At 31.4% G+C, this 18,340-nt stretch carries 24 protein-coding genes and 1 pseudogene; 1 reads left to right on the forward strand and 24 read right to left on the reverse strand.

The genetic code is table 4. The features are described 5' to 3' along the window. Positions 1 to 32 precede the first annotated feature (32 nt). The gene (gene rpmG / locus ACOMC1_RS03690) at positions 33 to 185 is read right to left on the reverse strand and encodes a 50S ribosomal protein L33 (RefSeq protein WP_420331294.1); all 153 of its coding nucleotides are present in this window, start codon (positions 183 to 185) and stop codon (positions 33 to 35) included. Positions 186 to 234: 49 nt separating this feature from the next. After that, complete coding sequence (locus ACOMC1_RS03695; protein WP_420331295.1) at positions 235 to 1,065, reverse strand: deoxyribonuclease IV; 831 nt, start codon at positions 1,063 to 1,065, stop codon at positions 235 to 237. 42 nt (positions 1,066 to 1,107) lie between these two features. Between ACOMC1_RS03695 and ACOMC1_RS03700 the strand changes: the two genes are divergently transcribed. After that, complete coding sequence (locus ACOMC1_RS03700) at positions 1,108 to 1,599, forward strand: DJ-1/PfpI family protein (protein ID WP_420331296.1); 492 nt, start codon at positions 1,108 to 1,110, stop codon at positions 1,597 to 1,599. A gap of 17 nt (positions 1,600 to 1,616) precedes the next feature. On the opposite strand, the gene ACOMC1_RS03705 is transcribed toward ACOMC1_RS03700, so the two are convergent. The 22 genes and pseudogenes from ACOMC1_RS03705 to rplR form a co-directional block, all read right to left on the reverse strand. Further along, on the reverse strand, positions 1,617 to 2,405 hold the full coding sequence (locus ACOMC1_RS03705; RefSeq protein ID WP_420331297.1) for a Nif3-like dinuclear metal center hexameric protein: 789 nt from the start codon (positions 2,403 to 2,405) through the stop codon (positions 1,617 to 1,619). Further along, a complete protein-coding gene (locus ACOMC1_RS03710) occupies positions 2,398 to 3,639 on the reverse strand; it encodes an RNA polymerase sigma factor (RefSeq protein WP_420331298.1) in 1,242 nt (413 codons plus the stop codon). Before ACOMC1_RS03710 ends, ACOMC1_RS03705 begins: the two co-directional genes overlap by 8 nt. After that, positions 3,640 to 5,400, reverse strand: coding sequence for a DNA primase (dnaG, locus tag ACOMC1_RS03715; RefSeq protein ID WP_420331299.1), 1,761 nt, complete (start codon positions 5,398 to 5,400; stop codon positions 3,640 to 3,642). 91 nt (positions 5,401 to 5,491) lie between these two features. After that, entirely contained in the window at positions 5,492 to 6,844 is a 1,353-nt protein-coding gene (locus ACOMC1_RS03720) for a glycine--tRNA ligase (protein ID WP_420331300.1), read from the reverse strand. Between the two features lie 202 nt (positions 6,845 to 7,046). Then, the gene (gene era / locus ACOMC1_RS03725; RefSeq protein WP_420331301.1) at positions 7,047 to 7,919 is read right to left on the reverse strand and encodes a GTPase Era; all 873 of its coding nucleotides are present in this window, start codon (positions 7,917 to 7,919) and stop codon (positions 7,047 to 7,049) included. After that, on the reverse strand, positions 7,919 to 8,311 hold the full coding sequence (gene cdd / locus ACOMC1_RS03730) for a cytidine deaminase (protein ID WP_420331302.1): 393 nt from the start codon (positions 8,309 to 8,311) through the stop codon (positions 7,919 to 7,921). Before cdd ends, era begins: the two co-directional genes overlap by 1 nt. Then, complete coding sequence (locus ACOMC1_RS03735; RefSeq protein ID WP_420331303.1) at positions 8,298 to 8,678, reverse strand: diacylglycerol kinase family protein; 381 nt, start codon at positions 8,676 to 8,678, stop codon at positions 8,298 to 8,300. Before ACOMC1_RS03735 ends, cdd begins: the two co-directional genes overlap by 14 nt. After that, positions 8,678 to 9,130 (reverse strand): rRNA maturation RNase YbeY, encoded by a 453-nt coding sequence (gene ybeY / locus ACOMC1_RS03740; protein WP_420331304.1) that lies wholly within the window; start codon positions 9,128 to 9,130, stop codon positions 8,678 to 8,680. Before ybeY ends, ACOMC1_RS03735 begins: the two co-directional genes overlap by 1 nt. A 16-nt stretch (positions 9,131 to 9,146) precedes the next feature. Beyond that, positions 9,147 to 9,530: an MAG1140 family protein gene (locus ACOMC1_RS03745; protein WP_420331305.1), complete on the reverse strand. Its 384-nt coding sequence runs from the start codon at positions 9,528 to 9,530 to the stop codon at positions 9,147 to 9,149. After that, positions 9,508 to 11,547, reverse strand: a complete 2,040-nt coding sequence (locus ACOMC1_RS03750; RefSeq protein ID WP_420331306.1) for an Mbov_0121 family peptidase domain-containing ABC transporter — start codon at positions 11,545 to 11,547, stop codon at positions 9,508 to 9,510. Before ACOMC1_RS03750 ends, ACOMC1_RS03745 begins: the two co-directional genes overlap by 23 nt. 86 nt (positions 11,548 to 11,633) lie before the next feature. Further along, positions 11,634 to 11,999 carry a 50S ribosomal protein L17 gene (rplQ, locus tag ACOMC1_RS03755; RefSeq protein WP_420331307.1) on the reverse strand — a complete coding sequence of 122 codons (366 nt, stop codon included), beginning with the start codon at positions 11,997 to 11,999 and terminating at the stop codon, positions 11,634 to 11,636. After that, on the reverse strand, positions 11,999 to 12,994 hold the full coding sequence (locus tag ACOMC1_RS03760; protein WP_420331308.1) for a DNA-directed RNA polymerase subunit alpha: 996 nt from the start codon (positions 12,992 to 12,994) through the stop codon (positions 11,999 to 12,001). The genes rplQ and ACOMC1_RS03760 overlap by 1 nt, the downstream gene beginning before the upstream one ends. 1 nt (position 12,995) lies before the next feature. Next, entirely contained in the window at positions 12,996 to 13,391 is a 396-nt protein-coding gene (rpsK, locus tag ACOMC1_RS03765) for a 30S ribosomal protein S11 (RefSeq protein WP_131613551.1), read from the reverse strand. A 6-nt stretch (positions 13,392 to 13,397) separates the two neighbouring features. Next, positions 13,398 to 13,763 carry a 30S ribosomal protein S13 gene (rpsM, locus tag ACOMC1_RS03770; RefSeq protein ID WP_131613552.1) on the reverse strand — a complete coding sequence of 122 codons (366 nt, stop codon included), beginning with the start codon at positions 13,761 to 13,763 and terminating at the stop codon, positions 13,398 to 13,400. Between the two features lie 12 nt (positions 13,764 to 13,775). Next, on the reverse strand, positions 13,776 to 13,889 hold the full coding sequence (gene rpmJ / locus ACOMC1_RS03775) for a 50S ribosomal protein L36 (RefSeq protein ID WP_420331309.1): 114 nt from the start codon (positions 13,887 to 13,889) through the stop codon (positions 13,776 to 13,778). A gap of 76 nt (positions 13,890 to 13,965) precedes the next feature. After that, entirely contained in the window at positions 13,966 to 14,181 is a 216-nt protein-coding gene (gene infA, locus ACOMC1_RS03780; protein WP_131613553.1) for a translation initiation factor IF-1, read from the reverse strand. Next, positions 14,181 to 14,933: a type I methionyl aminopeptidase gene (map, locus tag ACOMC1_RS03785; RefSeq protein WP_420331310.1), complete on the reverse strand. Its 753-nt coding sequence runs from the start codon at positions 14,931 to 14,933 to the stop codon at positions 14,181 to 14,183. Before map ends, infA begins: the two co-directional genes overlap by 1 nt. After that, the gene (locus ACOMC1_RS03790) at positions 14,933 to 15,571 is read right to left on the reverse strand and encodes an adenylate kinase family protein (protein ID WP_420331311.1); all 639 of its coding nucleotides are present in this window, start codon (positions 15,569 to 15,571) and stop codon (positions 14,933 to 14,935) included. The genes map and ACOMC1_RS03790 overlap by 1 nt, the downstream gene beginning before the upstream one ends. Further along, positions 15,565 to 16,986 (reverse strand): preprotein translocase subunit SecY, encoded by a 1,422-nt coding sequence (gene secY, locus ACOMC1_RS03795; RefSeq protein ID WP_420331312.1) that lies wholly within the window; start codon positions 16,984 to 16,986, stop codon positions 15,565 to 15,567. Before secY ends, ACOMC1_RS03790 begins: the two co-directional genes overlap by 7 nt. Before the next feature lie 3 nt (positions 16,987 to 16,989). Continuing rightward, entirely contained in the window at positions 16,990 to 17,433 is a 444-nt protein-coding gene (gene rplO / locus ACOMC1_RS03800; protein WP_420331313.1) for a 50S ribosomal protein L15, read from the reverse strand. Positions 17,434 to 17,442: 9 nt separating this feature from the next. After that, a pseudogene (rpsE, locus tag ACOMC1_RS03805) lies at positions 17,443 to 17,919 on the reverse strand (30S ribosomal protein S5); the annotation flags it as partial. Positions 17,920 to 18,089: 170 nt separating this feature from the next. Further along, the coding region (rplR, locus tag ACOMC1_RS03810) for a 50S ribosomal protein L18 (protein WP_420331314.1) at positions 18,090 to 18,330 on the reverse strand (241 nt) is incomplete at its 5' end. Positions 18,331 to 18,340 lie beyond the last annotated feature (10 nt).

Below are 18,340 nucleotides of genomic sequence, written 5' to 3' on the forward strand. Positions count from 1 at the left end.
TAAATAAAAAATGGGTATAAAAAAAGAGAAAATTATTTTTTCTCTTTGTGTGTTGTGTGTTTATTACATTTGTGACAGTGTTTTGAAACTTCAAGTTTTTCAGTTTGAGTTTTCTTGTTTTTCTTAGTAATGTAATTTTCCATTTTACAGTCAGCACATCTTAAAATGATTCCATCTCTAGCCATGTTGTTCTCCTTTAATATTTTGTTATTGTTCTATTAAATAGTAAATCTATTATACACTAATTAACATTTTTATTTCCTTATCATAAATATCTTTTCCATCTACTCAAGGTGTTTCTAAAATCATTGGCAGCCCTTCAAACTCCGGAGCATGAACAATTTCCCTTAATGTTTCAAGGCCTATGTAGCCTTTTCCAATATTCTCATGCCTGTCTTTGTGAGTTGATAAAGGGTTCTTAGAGTCGTTAATATGCAATACTTTTATTTTGTTAAGTAAGTCATTTTCTTTTAGTTTTTTAATTACTGATGGTAAATCCTTAAAGTCGTAACCCGCATCCCATGCATGACATGTATCCAAACAAATTCCAACCCTTTCTGAGTCAACTTGTTTCATTACATAAGATAATTCTTCAAAAGTTTTACCAACTTCTGTACCCTTACCTGCCATTGTTTCAAGACAAATATCAACATCTTTTGTTTGTTTTAAAACATTCTTGATAGTTGTAACCAATCTATCTATTGACTCTTGCCTATCGAATTTTGTACTTGCTCCAGGGTGAACCACCATTAAATTAGCACCTATAAAATTCATTCTTTTCGCATCTGCAATAAGCATTTCTTCTGCGAAATCAGCTTTATCAAGAGATGAGGGATTTATTATATATGGTTCATGTATAACGATATCTTCTGGGGCAACCACACTTGAAAACTTCTCCATATATTCTTCTAGCCCATATTGACTAGTATCTGCTCTCCTTGTGTTTTGAGGAGGCCCAAGATAAATCATCATTGTATTAGCCTCCATATTTTTAGCGGATTCACCCGCTCCAATTAAATAATTTCCTTTTTTCGAAAAGGAAACATGCGCTCCTAGTTTTATCATAGAAAAATTATAACTTATTATATAATGGTTGTAGGAGGCAATATGAAAAATATAGCAATACTTGTAGCTGACGGATTTGAAGATACAGAATTAATAGGAGCGATCGATTATTGAACAAGAGAAAATATTGATTTTGAGCTAATCTCAATTCAAAATAAAACTGAAGTAAGGGGTTCTTATTTTGCTAAAGTAGATACAAAACCAATTAGTGAAATAAGTTTTGATGATTTTGAAAATCTTTTTATACCTGGAGGCAAATCAACTAGTTTATTCAAAAAATACCAAGAAACAACAAATATATTGTTAGATTTTAACGGTAAAAATAAGGGGATTTTTGCAATATGTGCTGCACCTTCACTTCTTTTTGATGCAGGTATATTAAAAAATCATTCTTTCACTTGTTGACCTGGTTTAGAATTAAAAAAATCCACAAACACCGAATGTGAAGTGGATAAAAACATAATAACTGGTAGGGATTATCTATCAACAATGACTTTTGCAAAAGAAGTAGCAAAATTTATAAAAAAGAAATAAGCATGTAGCTTATTTTTTTATGAATGTTTTATAATAGGTTCCATTTCAATCATTTTTATATTAATGTTTTTGAAATTCTTTTTTAAGAATTCACAAATATGTTCTGTAAAAACATCTTCAACTATATGAGAAACTTCCATAACAGAAATATTTTCTTCGTTAATAGTTACTCATTCAGATCATTTAATATCTGATGTTATAACTAGATCAATCTCATTTTCTTTCCATGCAGTTTGAATACCTTCAATTGAACCTGAACCAGGAATGAATGCAAACTTATTAATTTTTACTCGCTTTTTATCAATATTAGTTAATGTAACGCTTGTTTTAAGTTTTTCCTTGAGCAATTGCATCAATTGACCCAAAGTCTTGCCTCATGTTATTATAGAGCCATATTCAAGACCTTTTATTTGTTTGGAACCCTTTGTTAATTCAAGTTTTCTCAACATTGCTAAACGCATTCCTTTTGGTTCTTTATCAAAAGCGGTGTGCATTGAATAAGTTGTAATACCCGACTTGATTAAACGTTTAAATAATTTTCTTTTTCAAGGTTGTTTTGGAGTTATTCCAAAATCAGATTCATTAAATAAAAATGGGTGAAAAGTTATTATTAAATCCGCTTTGTTTTGGATTGCAAAATCAACAACTTTTGAAGTGATTTCCATTGCAACGATTACATTTTCTACATTCTTTTTAGAATCCCCTATTTGAATTCCAACTTTATCCCATTCTTCTGCAAGTTTTAAAGGAAAAATTTCCTCTAAAGTGTTGATAACTGTTTTTGCAGTTATTTTTTTATTAAGCATTAATGAAATCTTTTAATTTTCTTCTTTTTTGCGGATGTCTTAGTCTTCTTAGAACTTTAGATTCAATTTGTCTAATTCTTTCACGTGTTACGTCGAATTTTTCACCGATTTCATCTAATGTATGAGCTCTCATTCTCTCACCATTTTCATCTTCACCGATACCGTAACGCATTTTAATAACTTCTCTTTCACGTTCTTCTAAGTATGTGTCAAGAATTTGTAATAATACTTTACGTAATTCTTCGTTTGCTGCAAAATCAACTGGTGATGTTGCTGAATCATCTTCAACAAAATCAGAGAATGATGAATCATCTTCTTTACCAATTGGTTTGTCAAGTGAAATTGGATCAATATTAATTTTTCTTATGTATTGAACTTTTTCTGCTGTAAATCCATTTCCATATTCAACTGCTAATTCTTCATCAGTTGGTTTACGCCCAAGTTCTTGGTGTAATTCTCTTTCAATCTTAATTAATTTGTTAATTGTTTCTACCATGTGTACCGGTACACGAATTGTACGTGCTTGGTCAGCAACTGCACGAGTAATAGCTTGTCTTACTCATCATGTTGCATATGTTGAGAATTTAAATCCACGTTCTCATTCATATTTTGACACAGCCTTTAAAAGACCTGCATTACCTTCAGAAATTAAATCAATAAATGATAAACCTCTGTTTTTGTATTTTTTAGCTAGGTTAACTACAAGACGTAAGTTTCTACGGATCAAGATTTCTCTTGCACGTTTATCCCCTTTTTCAATTCTTTTAGCCAATTCAATTTCTTCATCGTGTTTAAGTAATTTTCCATATTTACCAATTCAACGCATGTATCATTTAACGATATCATCTGTTTCTGTTAGTTTATTTGATAATTGCTTATCTTCAATATGTGCAGCTGTTGAAATATTTGAAAGTGAAATTTCTTGTGTTTCATCAAAAGATTGTAATGAAATACTTTCTTCTCTAACTCTTCCTTCTTGTAATTCTTCTTCATTAACATCGTCAAAGTCATGGGCATCAATTTCTGTTCCAATAATGTTATTTTCAATTAAAGTCCCTAATAATTCATCAGCACCTTCTTCTGAAACGAATAATTTCTTTTTATTAAGGAATTCAAAAACTTCCTCTTGTGAAAAGATAATTTCTTCTTTTGCTTTTTTTGATTTTTTCTTTTGTTCCGCTTTCAATAATTTAACTATTGTTTCATACGGATTTTTCTTTACTACTTTTGCCATTTATTTCTCTCTTTCTTTTTGTAACTTAATCATTGACTCTAAAAGTTTGATTTTTTCTTTGTCATCTAGCTTGTCATCATTAAATTTATTTTGTAATTTTTTAAGGGCCTTAGGTCTAGCGGCCTTATTAATCCTATTAATCATATCATTAAACTCTGTTTCATTAGGTAAATCAGAGTCATTTTTTATATAACCTTTTATCCCGTACATGTCATTCAACATGTCTGGACTAACCTTTTTTATGTTCCCTTGTTTTGCATCAATTAGATATTTTGAAATTAATACCAACATTGGATCTGAAAAATTAATTTCCTGTTTCATCGCCAAATTGATTAATACTGGTTTCCGCATCATTGCTGATAACAATTGTAATGATCATTTATTTTCATCTAATTGTTCATCGTTAGTTACCTGTTGACTTGGAATATCAACAATAATAAACTCTTCTGGTTTTGGTGGTTGAGGTTCATACCTTTTAAATTCTTTTTTTACATTATCTTCTTTTTTGGAAACTCCAATTTTACTCAATATTGTTTCTTTAGAAACTCCAAGAGTATTAATCATCTTTTGTATATAGAAGTCTTTATATGTGTTATTAACATTTTGTAAATAAGGCGTAAATGATTTAACAAAGCCATCAACTTTATCCGGAGAGTCACTTCCATATTTATCAATATGCATTCTAAATATAAATTCCAACGCATGTTCTCTATTTTGTGTTAGTTTTTGTAGTTCTATCGCACCATTTTCATTGAAGTATTCATCTGGATCCAATCCCGAATTGTTTTTTACAACAAATATATCTTGATTGTATTTCAATAATACTTTGATTGATTTTATAGTTGCGGAAATACCTGCCCTATCAGAATCCAACATAAGGGCTACAGTGGTATTTTTTAAAACTTTTGAATGTTCATCAGTTAATGCTGTACCCATGATTGCAACTGCATGGTAGATATTTGCTTTATCTAATGCGATAACATCCATAAATCCTTCAGTGATTACAACTTCTTTATTTCTTCTTATCATTTGTTCAGCTGCAGAATAGTTATACAAAATACTTGATTTGTTAAATACACTCACATCTGAAGAGTTAATATATTTAGCTTTCGCTTCAGGATCTAAAGTCCTTGCTGAGAAACCTACAATTTGACCGAAATTATTTTTTATTCCAAATATAATTCTTTCCCTGAAAAAATCATGCATTGTTTCAGTTGCTAGTGATGCATTAATCAACACTGAATCATCATATCCTTTTGTTCTAAGGAATTTAACCAAGCCTTCTTTTGGTGCATAACCAATAGAAAACTTATCAAGATATCGTTGTGTTAAACCCCTCTTTTGAAGGTATTCAAGCGCTTGAACCCCTTCTTCTGTTGTTGATAAAGAATATTGGAAAAAGTTCATTGCTTCTTTTAAGACTTCTAATATCTTTTGATCTTTTTCACTGTATTCTTTATGGTTGGAATTTTTTAAATTAAATGGAATCCCAATTTTATCAGCTAATTTTTTAGTTGCTGTTACATAAGTTATTTTTTCAAACTCCGCAACGAAATTAATTACATTACCACCAACATTACAAACAAAACATTTAAACATTTGTTTTTCTTGTGAAACTGACATTGAAGGAGATGTATCATCATGAAAAGGACAAACACCTCAATAATTTTTACCTTTTTTTATTAAATCAACATATACCGAAACTTCAGAAACAATATCCGTAGAATTCTTGATTTGTTCAAAAACATTTACATTTTGCATTTTGCCTCACAATTCGTTAATTACTTTAATTTTACCACCTTTTTATTACATAAAAAGAAAATAAAGGTTTACACCCTTATTTTATTCTTGATTATTTAATGTAATTCGCAATTTCTGAAATAGAAATTCTTTCTTGTTCCATTGTATCTCTATGTCTTATGGTTACCATTTTATCTTCTAATGAATCATAATCAAAAGTAATTGCATATGGAGTACCAATTGAATCCTGTCTTCTATAACGTTTACCAATTGAACCAGCTTCATCGAAAGCAACCGAGAATCCTTCATCAATTAATGATGCAAATACCTCTCTTGCTTCTTTTGAAATTTTCTTAGTTAAAGGTAGAACAGCAGCACGATAAGGTGCTAATTTTTTATCTAATTTAAGAACAACTCTTTCATCGTTTTCTAATTGCTCGATCTCAAATGCATCACAAATAAGTGTAAGAACTAATCTATCCATACCAAATGAAGGTTCAATTACATATGGAGTATAAACTTCATTTGTCATTGGATCTCTATATTCAAGTTTTTCACCTGAATGTTTTGCGTGAGCTTTTAAGTCGAAATCAGTTCTATTTGAAACTCCTAACAATTCACCTCAACCAAATGGGAATTTGTATTCAACATCAGTTGTACCTTTTGAGTAGTGAGCTAATTCTTCTTCATCATGTTCTCTAAATTTAACATTTTCTTGTTTAACCCCTAATGAAAGAATGAAATTCATTGCTTTTTCAATGTAATATTTGTAAGCTTCATCATCTTCTCCGGGTTTTACAAAATATTCAAGTTCCATTTGCTCAAATTCTCTTGTACGGAATATAAAGTTTCCTGGTGTTACTTCATTACGGAATGATTTACCAATTTGTCCAATACCAAATGGTAATTTTGCTCTTTGTGATCTTTGAACATTTGCAAAGTTAACAAAAATACCTTGCGCTGTTTCTGGTCTTAGGAATATTGTTGACTTTTTATCAACAACAACACCTTGTTGAGTTTCGAACATAAGGTGAAACTCTCTGATTTCTGTTCATTCTGTTTCAGCACCTTCATATTTTGTAATATGTTCTTTTAGGTATGCTTCCATTTCTTCTTTAGACATAATTTCAGCATTGATTTCAGGGTTGTGTTCTTCAATCAATTTATCCGCTCTATATCTTTTCCCGTTTGTTTTGTTTTCAACAAGCGGATCAGAGAAATTACCAACGTGCCCAGAAGCTTCTCAAACTTTAGGGTTCATAAGTATTTTTGCATCAATACCATGGTTTTGGGGTTCCTTAGTGATGAATTCTCTTCATCAAGCTTCTTTTACATTCTTTGTTAAAAGAACTCCTAACGGTCCGTAATCTCATGTGTTAGAAAGTCCTCCGTATATTTCTGAACCTTGAAAAACAAATCCTGATTGTTTTAAGTGGTTAACTATAGTTTGCATATCTTTTTTCATTTATATTCTCCTTTTATATATAGGTTTTTTATTTTTAAAATAAAAAAACCCTTATTTGAGGGACCAACGTTCCACCCTCAAAGGATTCTTATTTAATATTTATATTTTCGACTCCAGGTTTCCAAGCCCTTCGTTGTCTTAAACAAATTATAACTTAAAGCATCATAGTATTTTAAATATTTTAAAAAAAATAAAAAATGGATTAGTATCCCATTTTTTTTATTTTTTGAACATCTTCAGTTCAATTTTTATTAACTTTAACTTTTAAATCTAAATGAATTTTTTGATCAAAGGTATAAGCCATTTTTTTTCTAGCGGAAATCCCAATTCTTTTTATCTTTGAACCTTGCGCTCCAACGATAATTCCTTTTTGAGATTCTCTTTCACAATAGATACGTGCACTTATATTGTATTGTTCTTCACCTTCTTTAAATTCCATTATTTCAACACCAATAGAATGAGGTAATTCATCTCTTAGCATGTTTATTGCTGACTCTCTAATAATCTCTTTAGCAATGAATCTTAAAGATTTATCCGTTAATTGATCTGTGTCGTAGAATTTAGGACCCTCTGGTAATCTTTCCTTAAGTTCTTTTATAACAAGGTCAACTGTTCTTTGTATTTCAACAGAAGTACCAAGAACAACTTCAAATCCATATTCACTTTTAAGTACTTCAGCTTTTTCTTTTAATAATTCAAAATCATCCTCTAAATCAACTTTCGTTAATATTGCAACTTTATTTTTCTGTTTATTTATTTTCTCAAGGATCATTTTATCCCCAGGCCCTATTTTTTCATCAGCTGGTTGTAAGAATAAAACTACATCAACATCTTCTAAAGCTTTATAAGAAGCTTCATTTAAAGATTCTCCTAGTTTTTGCTTAGGTTTATGTATACCTGGTGTGTCAATAAATATTATTTGAGAATCTTTATCGTTGTAAATTCCTCTAATTTGATCACGAGTTGTTTGTGGTTTGTCAGAAGTGATTGAAACCTTGTAATCCATAATTGCATTCAATAATGTTGATTTACCAACATTTGGTCTACCTAGTATTGCTACGAATCCTGTTTTCATTATTTTAAATCTCCTTTTTCAAATCCATAAGGAAGTAATTCCCCAACCGTATTAACTCTAACTTCTCCATTTGCTGAATATTGAAATACTTTCGCATCAATAGGCATTAATTCAATCATGACTTGTCTACATACACCACAAGGTGTAATTATTTTGTCTTCTGAACCCCCGATGATGTGAATTTCTTTAAATTCTTGTGTTTTTACACCATTAGAAATAGCTGAAAATAAAGCACTTCTCTCTCCACAATTAGTTGGTGCGTAAGATGCACTTTCGACATTAACACCTTTTCATTCTTTACCTTTGCTATCTATTAAAATAGCCGCTACCCTAAAGTTTGAGTATGGCGCATATGCGTTTTTTTGTAATTCTTTTAGTTTATCTAATACCATTTGCTATATCCTTAAATTCCGGAATAAATATCAACATTCCTACAACAACCGCCGCTATCGCTACAAGTAATGTAGCTCCTGCTGCAATATCTTTTACCTTCTTTACTTTTAAATTGTATTGAAACGAAATCATGTCAACCAAAGCCTCCATTGCAGTATTTAAAACCTCAAAACCCATCACTATTGCAATTGTAATAACTAGAATTGATCAATGAGTTAAAGAAAGTTTCACTCAAATTCCAAGTCCTATCACTATTGCTGTAATTAACATGTGTGTAAGTAAAGATTTTTCTTCTTTAACCGTTACTCACAATCCAATCAGAGCATATAAGAATTTTCTTTGTGTTTTTTTTATAAATTTTTTCATTATTCTCTACCTATCTTGATTGCGTCCATAACTTCATAAGCTAAAGAGTTCATATGAGTTTCTTCTTCTGGAGTCATATGATCCAACCCAAATAAATGAAGCATTCCATGAGTAAATAAATATGATCATTCTCTTTTGGTGTTATGACCAAACATTTCTGCTTGTTCTTCTATTTTTTCTCAAGAAATAAATATATCACCCATTAAGTAATAACCTATTTGTTTTCTTAGTTCTAACGCTCCTTGTGGAAATGATAAAACGTCTGTTGCATAATCTTTACCTCTGTATTGACTATTTAATTTTTTGATTTCTTTATTATCAACAATTATCACACTCACTTCAATGGGTGCATCGGTATTGAATTGTTTACCTACTAATTCAACAATTTTTCCAAATAATTGTTCATGTTCAAAGTTATATTTTGTGTTGTTTGTTATGTGTATTTTATTCATCAAAAGAATTATAACACTATCGTTCTAAGATTTTTTCTCAAACTGGAATTGAAGAATATATAACTCTTGCTTCCATAGTGCTATTTATTGTGAAATCAGCAACCTTCTCTTTTATTGTTAATTCCGTTTCACCATTTTCCTTCTCTTCAATACTTTCTATCGTTACGTCATAATATTTGTAGCTAGATTTCAATCTTATCTTCTTTGTTTTATTTATTAGAAACATATCCTGAGATTTAATCAAAAGTTTATCAACACCTGTTTTTGAAACAACAACCTTAACAATCACATATTTTTCAATTCGATTTGTTAATACGAAATAAGTTGCAACAAATAATAAAGTTAGTATGAAACCAAATGTTCCTCAAACCCAATTTTTAATTTTGCTTAAATGATTCAACAGATACCTCCTTACCTTCATTTACAAAAATATTATTATGTGATATTTCTATAAAAAGTGCTTTTTCTTTACATTTTCTTATTGCAATAATTATTTTTTTGCATAATTTCGACTCAATATTTTCAAAAGCTTCATCCAATATGATTAATTCATATTTTTGTGAAAAAAGCCGTAACAATTGCACCAATTGCCTTTGCCCAGAAGATAAGTTAGATGCATTATTTAGCATTTTTTTATTTAAAGATAAACCCATTTCCTCGACTATAGAGTGTAATTTGTATCTTTTGTAATTTTCAAAGAAATACTCATAGCGTTTAATATCGCCAGCAGTTATAAAATCAATAATTGTTGCATTAGGTAGATGATCTGATGGATTTACTCTAAAAACACTATCTCTTATTGAATTTAGATTGTAATATTTAGTTTCTAAATTATTGAAATATACACCAGGAACCTGATAATTAGTTACAACAATATCCAATAATGTAGTTTTACCCGAACCATTCGGACCTCTCAAAATGATATTTTCGTCAATCAATAATTTTTTTATATTTAATATAGGTTTACCGGTTTCGTAAGCAAATACAATATCTTTCAATGTTATGGTATTAATTTTTTGTATCTTCTTACCTTTTGGATTAATTTTTTCGTTTTTTAAATCCAATACATATTGCAACATATCCATTTCCTTCTTTATCAAGGGATATTTCATGAAAACATTTGTAATAGATGTTATTGGATTTACAAAGAAATGAAACATAGAAATATAAAGAATTAAAGAACCTATAGTTATCCTGTCTTTGATTACATATTGTGTTGCTAACAAGGTTATCAATAACGGTGCAACATTCATTAAAATATTTTGAACAACTCCATACACATTATTTGTGATTCAAATTTTTTTATCAATCTTTTTAAATTGATACAAAGTATCACTTTGTTTAATTAAAAAGAATTGTTTCATAGACGGTTTTCTCAATTGTTTGTTCATTTCTAAAGAATCTAAATTAATCGATGAATAATCTAGTTGCTTTTTAATAAATACTCCATATTTAGCATTAATAATTCTTTGACTGACAAAGGTTACAATCAATAAAATTACAACCACGATAACAGAGATTAGAAATAATTTAACACTTATCCAAATTAATATAGACGAAGCAACCAAACAAACCAATGCTTCTGTAGTTAATGAAAATACCGTTGATGATATAAACAAAGAAATTGGTTCAATAAATGATGTTCTTCTTATAATATCGCTTCTAGTTAATTTCTCGATTTTTAATAATTCCGTATTTTTTATTTTATTGTTGAATTTTTGAGTGATCTCCATTGAAATATGCAAATACATCTTATAAATTATGAAATTCTTGAATCCAGCATTCAAAGAACCAAGAACACTAATCAACACAAATCCCACAAAAAGAATAATTAATGTTTTATTTAATGCTCCCGGAATTATTTGGTCCATTATTATTTTCATGAAAAATGAAGATGAAAATAATACGATAATTGAAATTACAATTGAAATCAAAATTCAAGGAATAGTAGTTTTGAATTCAAATAAATATTCATACATAGAATTAACCTTTACATTTTTGTGTGAATAACTTGTTTTTTGAACATGAATAATAACATCTAAAAATTGAAATTGAAATTTCTCAAAGGAAATATTTTCAACCTGTCCCGTCATGGGATCAAGCACCTTAAATGAATCTTTCCTTATTTTTTCTATAATCACATAATGATTTTCTTCTTCATTGCCAATCAAAGCTATTATAGGTTTTGTTGTTTTCAATTCTTTCAAAGCTTCGAATTCACCCTTCATTGGAATTAATTTCATGCCAAAGGATTCAGAAACCTCACACAACCCCTCAATATTAATCCCTTTTAGACCATAAGAGGCTTTTTTCTTGAAATCATTGATATTGATTCATCTATTATAAAAGTAATTGTGAAAAGCTTGTAAAACAGATATTCCACAATCTCTTATATCTTCTTGTTTTTTGATTTTCATATACTAATATGTAGTTGAGATGTAAAAAGTGCAAAATAAAAAACCCCGCTAAGGGTTTTATAGCTGTAATAATTAGTATTATTGAATTAAACTAGTTCTACAATCGCCATTTTTGAGTTGTCACCAAGTCTTGCAGGAAGTTTGATCACACGTGTGTAACCACCATTTCTGTCATTATACTTAGGACCTACAACATTGAATAAGTGTTGTAGAGCAGTTGCTTTACCATCTGTTGTTTTAACATTTCTTAGGTAAGCAGCAGCTTGACGTCTAGAAGCTAAAGTGTTCTTTTTAGCTTTAGTAATCATTTTTTCAACATGACGACGAACTTCTTTAGCTCTTGTTTCAGTAGTAGTAATTTTACCGTAAACGATAACATCAGTTACTAATGAACGCATAACACCTTTTCTTCATTCAGCATTTCTTCTAAATAGTTGTGTTGGGTTAGCCATTATTCGTCTCCTTCTTTAAATGTGATTCCGTGAGTTTCAAGTTTTTCGATGATTTCTGAAACTGATTTTTTACCTAAGTTCTTGATGTTTTCAAGTTCTGATAATGTTAAGTTAGAAATATCTGCAACCTTGTTGTATCCGGCTCTCTTTAGAGAGTTGTATGATCTTACTGAAAGATCTAGTGAAGAGATTGACAGTGAAAGTGATTTTGAATTTTCTTCAGCTTTTTTAGCTTCTTCAAATACTTCCTCTGCATCTAGGTTTGAAATATCTTGCATGATTGCTAAGTGAGACATTAAGATGTTTGCAGCTTGAGCTAATGCGTCTTTAGCTTCAACTGAACCATTTGTTTTGATTTTAAACTCTAAAGCTTCTTGGATAATTGGAGCTGATGAGTTTAATTCTCTTGTTTCGTAAGCAACTTGTTTGATTGGTGAAAAGTCTGAATCGATAGCAATAATGTTTCCTGATGTTAATTTAGTTTCAATTTGTGTAGAAACTGTTTTAACGAAATCTTTATTTTTATCAAATCCAACAAAACCTCTACCTGATCTAACGAATAGTTCAAGTTCTAACGCTTTAGCCTTTGAAACTGTAGCGATGTGTTGTGTTGGGTCAACAATTTCCATTCCAACTGGTAATACTAGATCAGCAGCTGTAACTTCTCCTTTTGGAGATTTAATTGAAATTGTGTAAATTTCTCCATCTTTAATGATTTCTGGGTTGTATGTAAATTTAAGTTCTTTTAAATTAAGAATTAATTGTACAACGTCTTCTTCAACATTTGCAAGTGTTTGAAATTCATGAGACACACCAGCAATTTTAGTTGCAAAAGGAGCTACACCAGTTACTGATGATAGAAGAACTCTTCTAATTGCGTTCCCTAATGTGTTTGCAAAACCTCTTTCTAGTGGTTGAATTGTAAATGCTGTTTCGTACTCTGAGATTCTTTGTTTTTTAATTTCTGAGTAAGCTAGTTTCATAAATTTTTCCATATTAACCTCTTCTTCTTAATACTTTTTTAGGTGGTCTTGTTCCGTTGTGTGGAACTGGTGTAACATCTTTAATTTGAGTTACTTTAAGTCCTGAGATTTCTAGTTGTTTTCTAGCTGAATCTTTACCTGGACCTGTACCTTTTAATTCAACACGTACTTCTTTTAGTCCGTGTTCTTTAGCTGAATCAGCTGCTGCAGCTGCTGCTAATTGTGCTGCATAAGGTGTTGATTTTTTTGAACCTTTGTAACCAATAGCACCTGATGATGATCAAGCGAATGCGTTACCTTGTTCGTCTGTGAATGTGATGATTGTATTATTGTGTGTAGAGTGAATGTGGGCTACACCAGTTGTAATGTTTTTCTTTTTAGCTTTTTTAGCTTTAATTTTCTTTGCCATTATGGTTTAACCTTTCTTACCGGCCACTGTTTTTCTTGGGCCTTTTCTTGTACGTGCATTCTTTTGTGTCACTTGACCTCTAACTGGAAGTCCTCTTCTGTGACGTAGTCCTCTATACGCTTTAATTTCCATAAGACGTTTGATGTTTAATGCAACGTCTCTACGTAAATCACCTTCTGTTGTGTATTTGTTTGCAGCTTGACGAATAGCGTTAAGTTGATCATCTGTTAGATCTTTAACTCTTGTGCTTTCATCGATGTTTGTTTCTTTTAAGATTTGTTTTGACAGTGAGCTTCCAATTCCGTGAATGTAAGTTAATGAGATAACGACTCTTTTGTCGTTAGGTACTTCGATATTTAATATACGTGCCATAATTTATCTCCCTTAACCTTGTCTTTGTTTGTGCTTAGGAGTTTTACAAATAACTCTAATCACTCCACGTCTCTTGATAGTTCTACAGTCTTTACACATCTTTTTTACTGATGCTCTTACTTTCATAAATTGTTCTCCTGTTAATTTTCTTAAAATTGTTTTTTGTTTGTTTTTTTGTTTGTGAATGTTTTATAGACAAAAATTATTTGTGTCTATACACGATTCTCCCGCGTGTTAAGTCATATGGGGAAACTTCTACATCTACAGTATCACCAGGTAAAATGCGAATGTGGTGTACACGGATTTTACCTGAAACACGGGCCTTGATGATTACGCCGTTCTCTAGTTGAACGTCGTATTCCATTGTAGAGTGCGCTACTGTTACTTTCCCTTCCATTTTAATAGCATTTGAAGCCATTAGTCCTCCTTCTCTGTTAGGATAACTGGGTATCCATTTTCAATTAAGATAGTTTGTTCGTAATGTGAAGTGTTTTTTCCAGAAAGTGAACGAACAGTTCATCCATCTTCTAATATAACCACTTCTTCTGTATCTTGCATTATCATAGGCTCGATACATATAACCATACCATCTCTTAATAATGGTCCAGTTCCTGGATTACCATAATTTGGTATGTAAGGTTCTTCATGTAATGATGAACCAATTCCATGTCCTGTGAAATCATCGGGTACGTATAACCCTTTTGAATCAACAAATGATCCAATAGCGTGACCAATGTCACCTATACGTGCTCCGGGCTTAATGGCATCAATTCCTTTATAGAATGACTGCTCAGCAACTTCGATAACCTTCTTATCTTGTTTAGAGATGGTCCCTAATCCGATAGTGAAAGCTGAATCTGAGTGATATCCTTTATAGACAGCACCCATATCAATCTTTACAATATCTCCATCTTTAAACTTTTTGTTATTAGGAATACCGTGAATTAGATCTTCATTTAGGGAAATACATAATGTATGTTGGAATCCCATGTATCCTTTGAAGGATGGAGTTCCACCTAATTGTCTTATACGTTTTTCCGCATAAGCGTCAAGTTCTAATCCTGTTGCGCCTGGTCTTACTAAAGTCTTAAGCTCTTGCTTAACTTCGGCCAGGATAGCAGCTGATTTCTTCAGTTTTTCTATTTCATCTTTAGATTTTATACTAATCATTAAAATAGCTCTCTTTCGATATCAGCAAATATGTCATCCGGTTTCTTATCTGCATTAAATTTTACCAAAATTCCTTGCTTTTCGTAAAAATCAATTAAAACTTTTGTTTGATTTTTATAAACTTCAAGACGTTTTTGGATTGCTTCAGGCATGTCATCTGCTCTTTGAATTAATGTTTCACCATCGTTATCACAGATGTTTTCTTGTCTTGGTTTTTTGTATTTAATGTGGTAGTTTTGCTTACATGTTTGACATGCTCTTCTTCCACTTAGTCTTTCGACAATAACCTCTGTTGGTGCATCTAATAAGATGGCCTTTTGAGGTTGCAGGTCTTCCTTAATAAGGAATTCTGCTTGATTTATTGTTCTTGGGTATCCATCTAAAAGGAAACCTGATTCTTGAATCTCTTTTGACTCAAGAACACCCTTAACGATTTCATTTGTGATCTCGTCAGGAACATATTCTCCTTTTGATGTAATATCAATAACTTTAAGACCTAATTCTGTTTTGTTTTTGATTTCAGCCCTAAAGATATCACCTGTAGAAATGTGTTTAATTCCTTTAGTTTCAGATAATTTTGAAGCTAAAGTACCTTTTCCTACACCTGGAGGCCCTAAAAATATAAATTTGTTTATCATAGCAACCCTCCTGTAGAGTTATCTTCTTTTTTAACACCTTTTTTAGTTTTAGATGTTGTTTTATTGTTTTGTATTTTTGTAATTTTTCCAGATTTACCTCTGGTCTTAATTTGATTTAATGTTTCAATAGATACTGAAACTAAAATAATTAATGATGTACCACTAAATGTGATGTTTCTATCCATACCAAGTATCTGTTCTATGTAAGAAGAAGCAGATATAACGGCAAGGAATAAAGCTGAAAATACAGCTAATCTTAATAATACTTTTGTTAAGTAAACTTCTGTCTCTTCACCAGGTCTAACTCCAGGGATAAATGTCCCATTTTTAGAGAAGTTTTCAGCGACCTTGGAAGGAGTGAATATTAAGATAGACATAATTAATGTAAATACCATAATTACTGCAATGTATAGCGATAGACCGATAGGATCTGTGAAACGCATATTATGTTCAATTCAGAATCTTGATTCTGAATACCTTGGTAATAGTTGAGCTACCTGTAAAGGTATAACAACTATTAAGGCCGCGAACATAACAGGCATAACACCAGCAGTATTAACTTTAATAGGTAATCTAGACATTCTAGCCTTATCTTGAGTTAATCCTCTACCAGTTTGTTGCAATGGAATATGACGTTCAGATTTGTAAATGTAAGCTATGACGAATATTAACACCAAGAACAGTGAAATATATCCAACAAAGTTAACAATACCTACAAATGTACTTGCTCCACCGTTAGATGAAACGAAGAAATCATATGCTAATTTGAATTTTGATGGTAGCCCTACAGCTACACCTGAAAATATAATTAGTGATGTACCATTACCAACACCTTTTTGTGTGATTTGCTCACCTAAAAATAATGTAAACATTGATCCAGCTAATAATATAGTTGGAATTCCAAAATAAATAAATCATGGTTTATTTAATTCAGGAATTATTGTTAAGAATCCTTGGGATTCAAATGATTTCGCTATAGTTATAGCTTGGAAAATACCAAATATAAGTGTTAACCACCTTGTTATTATGTTTATCTTCCTTCTACCTGCAGCTCCAGAGTTGGCTAACCGATGTATTGGAGGGAAAAATTCCGACTGCAATATGGTCATCAAAATAGAGGCTGTAATATATGGAGAAATTCCCAATGCTACGATTGAGAATCTCTTTATTGCGCCACCACCCATCATATCCATCAGTCCTAAGAATGAAGACGGATCGGTTGCGGCATTTGTATTAAAAGCTTTAACACCAGGCACTGTAATAGTGGCTGCTATTCTGAAGATTAATAATAGTAATAGCGTGTACAAAATCTTAGTAAGCAATTGCTTATTTCTAAAAAAGTTTTTAGTTTTGCTTTTTGAGTTACGTATGAAGGTAGTTGAACCCCTTCAAACGTTTAAGATTTTGTTACGCATATATTATTTAACCTCTACTTTTCCCCCAGCTGCTTCAATTGCTGCCTTAGCAGAAGCTGAAATAGCTTGAACTTGGATTGTAAGTGCTTTAGTAATTTTTCCATTACCTAGTACTTTAACCGGCATAGTTTTTCTTCTAGTAATTCTTTTTTCTAAAAGAATTTCTTTTGTTACAACATCATTTGCATTAAATGCTTTTTCTAATGTTGATAGATTAACTGTTTCGTATTCAACGTGATTTACGTTTGTAAATCCACGTTTAGGTAGACGTCTGAATCATGGGTTTTGTCCCCCTTCAAATCCTGGACGTACTCCTCCACCTGATCTTTTGTTTTGTCCGTTTTCACCACGTCCGGCAGTTTTACCTTTACCAGCAGCGTGTCCACGTCCTTTTCTAGTTCTTAGTTTTCTTGATCCTTCTGTTGATTTTAATTCGTGTAATTTCATAAAAATCTCCTATCCTGTTATGTCAGAAACTTTAACGTCTCTTAATTTTGCGATTTCTTCAACTGTTCTTAAGTTTTTAAGAGCGTCGATTGTTGCTTTAACTGAGTTAGTTTTAGATCTTGAACCAAGTGATTTTGTATAGATATCTGTGTATCCTGCAAGCTCAACAACTGTACGGATAGCACCTGAAGCGATGATTCCCTTACCTTTTGGAGCTGATTTAACTAGAACTTTTGATGCTAAGAATGTACCTGTTTGTTCATGTGGTACTGTTCTTTTATCAATGATTGGCGCAACGATCATATTGTTACGTGCGTCTTTAATAGCTTTTCTGATTGCGTCAGGAACTTCGTTTGCTTTTCCTCAACCTCAACCAACTTTACCTTTTTTGTTACCAACAACAACTAATGCTGAGAATGAGAATCTACGCCCACCCTTAACAACTGTTGTAACTCTTGCGATGTTAACAACTTTTTCTTCAAACTCTGTTTGTCTTCTGTTGTTAAATCTTCTACGTCCGTTTCCTCTTTGAGGTCTACGTCCATTATTATTTCTTGCGTTAGAAGCGTTTCTTGCACCATTAGCGGGAGCTTTTGGAGCTTCAACTGGTTTAGTTGCTACTACTTCTACTGTTTTTGTTTCTGTGTTTTCTGCCATTAGAATTTCACTCCTTCGTTTCTGATTGCGTCTGCTAGCGCTTGTACTCTACCGTGGTATACATAACCTGAACGGTCAAATACTACTTTTTCTAATTTAAGAGCTGCAACTTTTTTACCAAAGTCTGCCCCTACTGTTTTAGCAGCTTCAATGTTTCCACCGTTTTCTAATTTAAGTGTAAGTGATGAAGTAACTGCTAATGTTTTACCTTGAGCATCATCGATTAATTGAACTTCAATGNNNTTTAGAG

This window comes from Mycoplasma todarodis, from assembly GCF_965212735.1.
Taxonomy (GTDB): Bacteria; Bacillota_I; Bacilli_A; order Mycoplasmatales; family Metamycoplasmataceae; genus Mycoplasma_K; species Mycoplasma_K todarodis_A.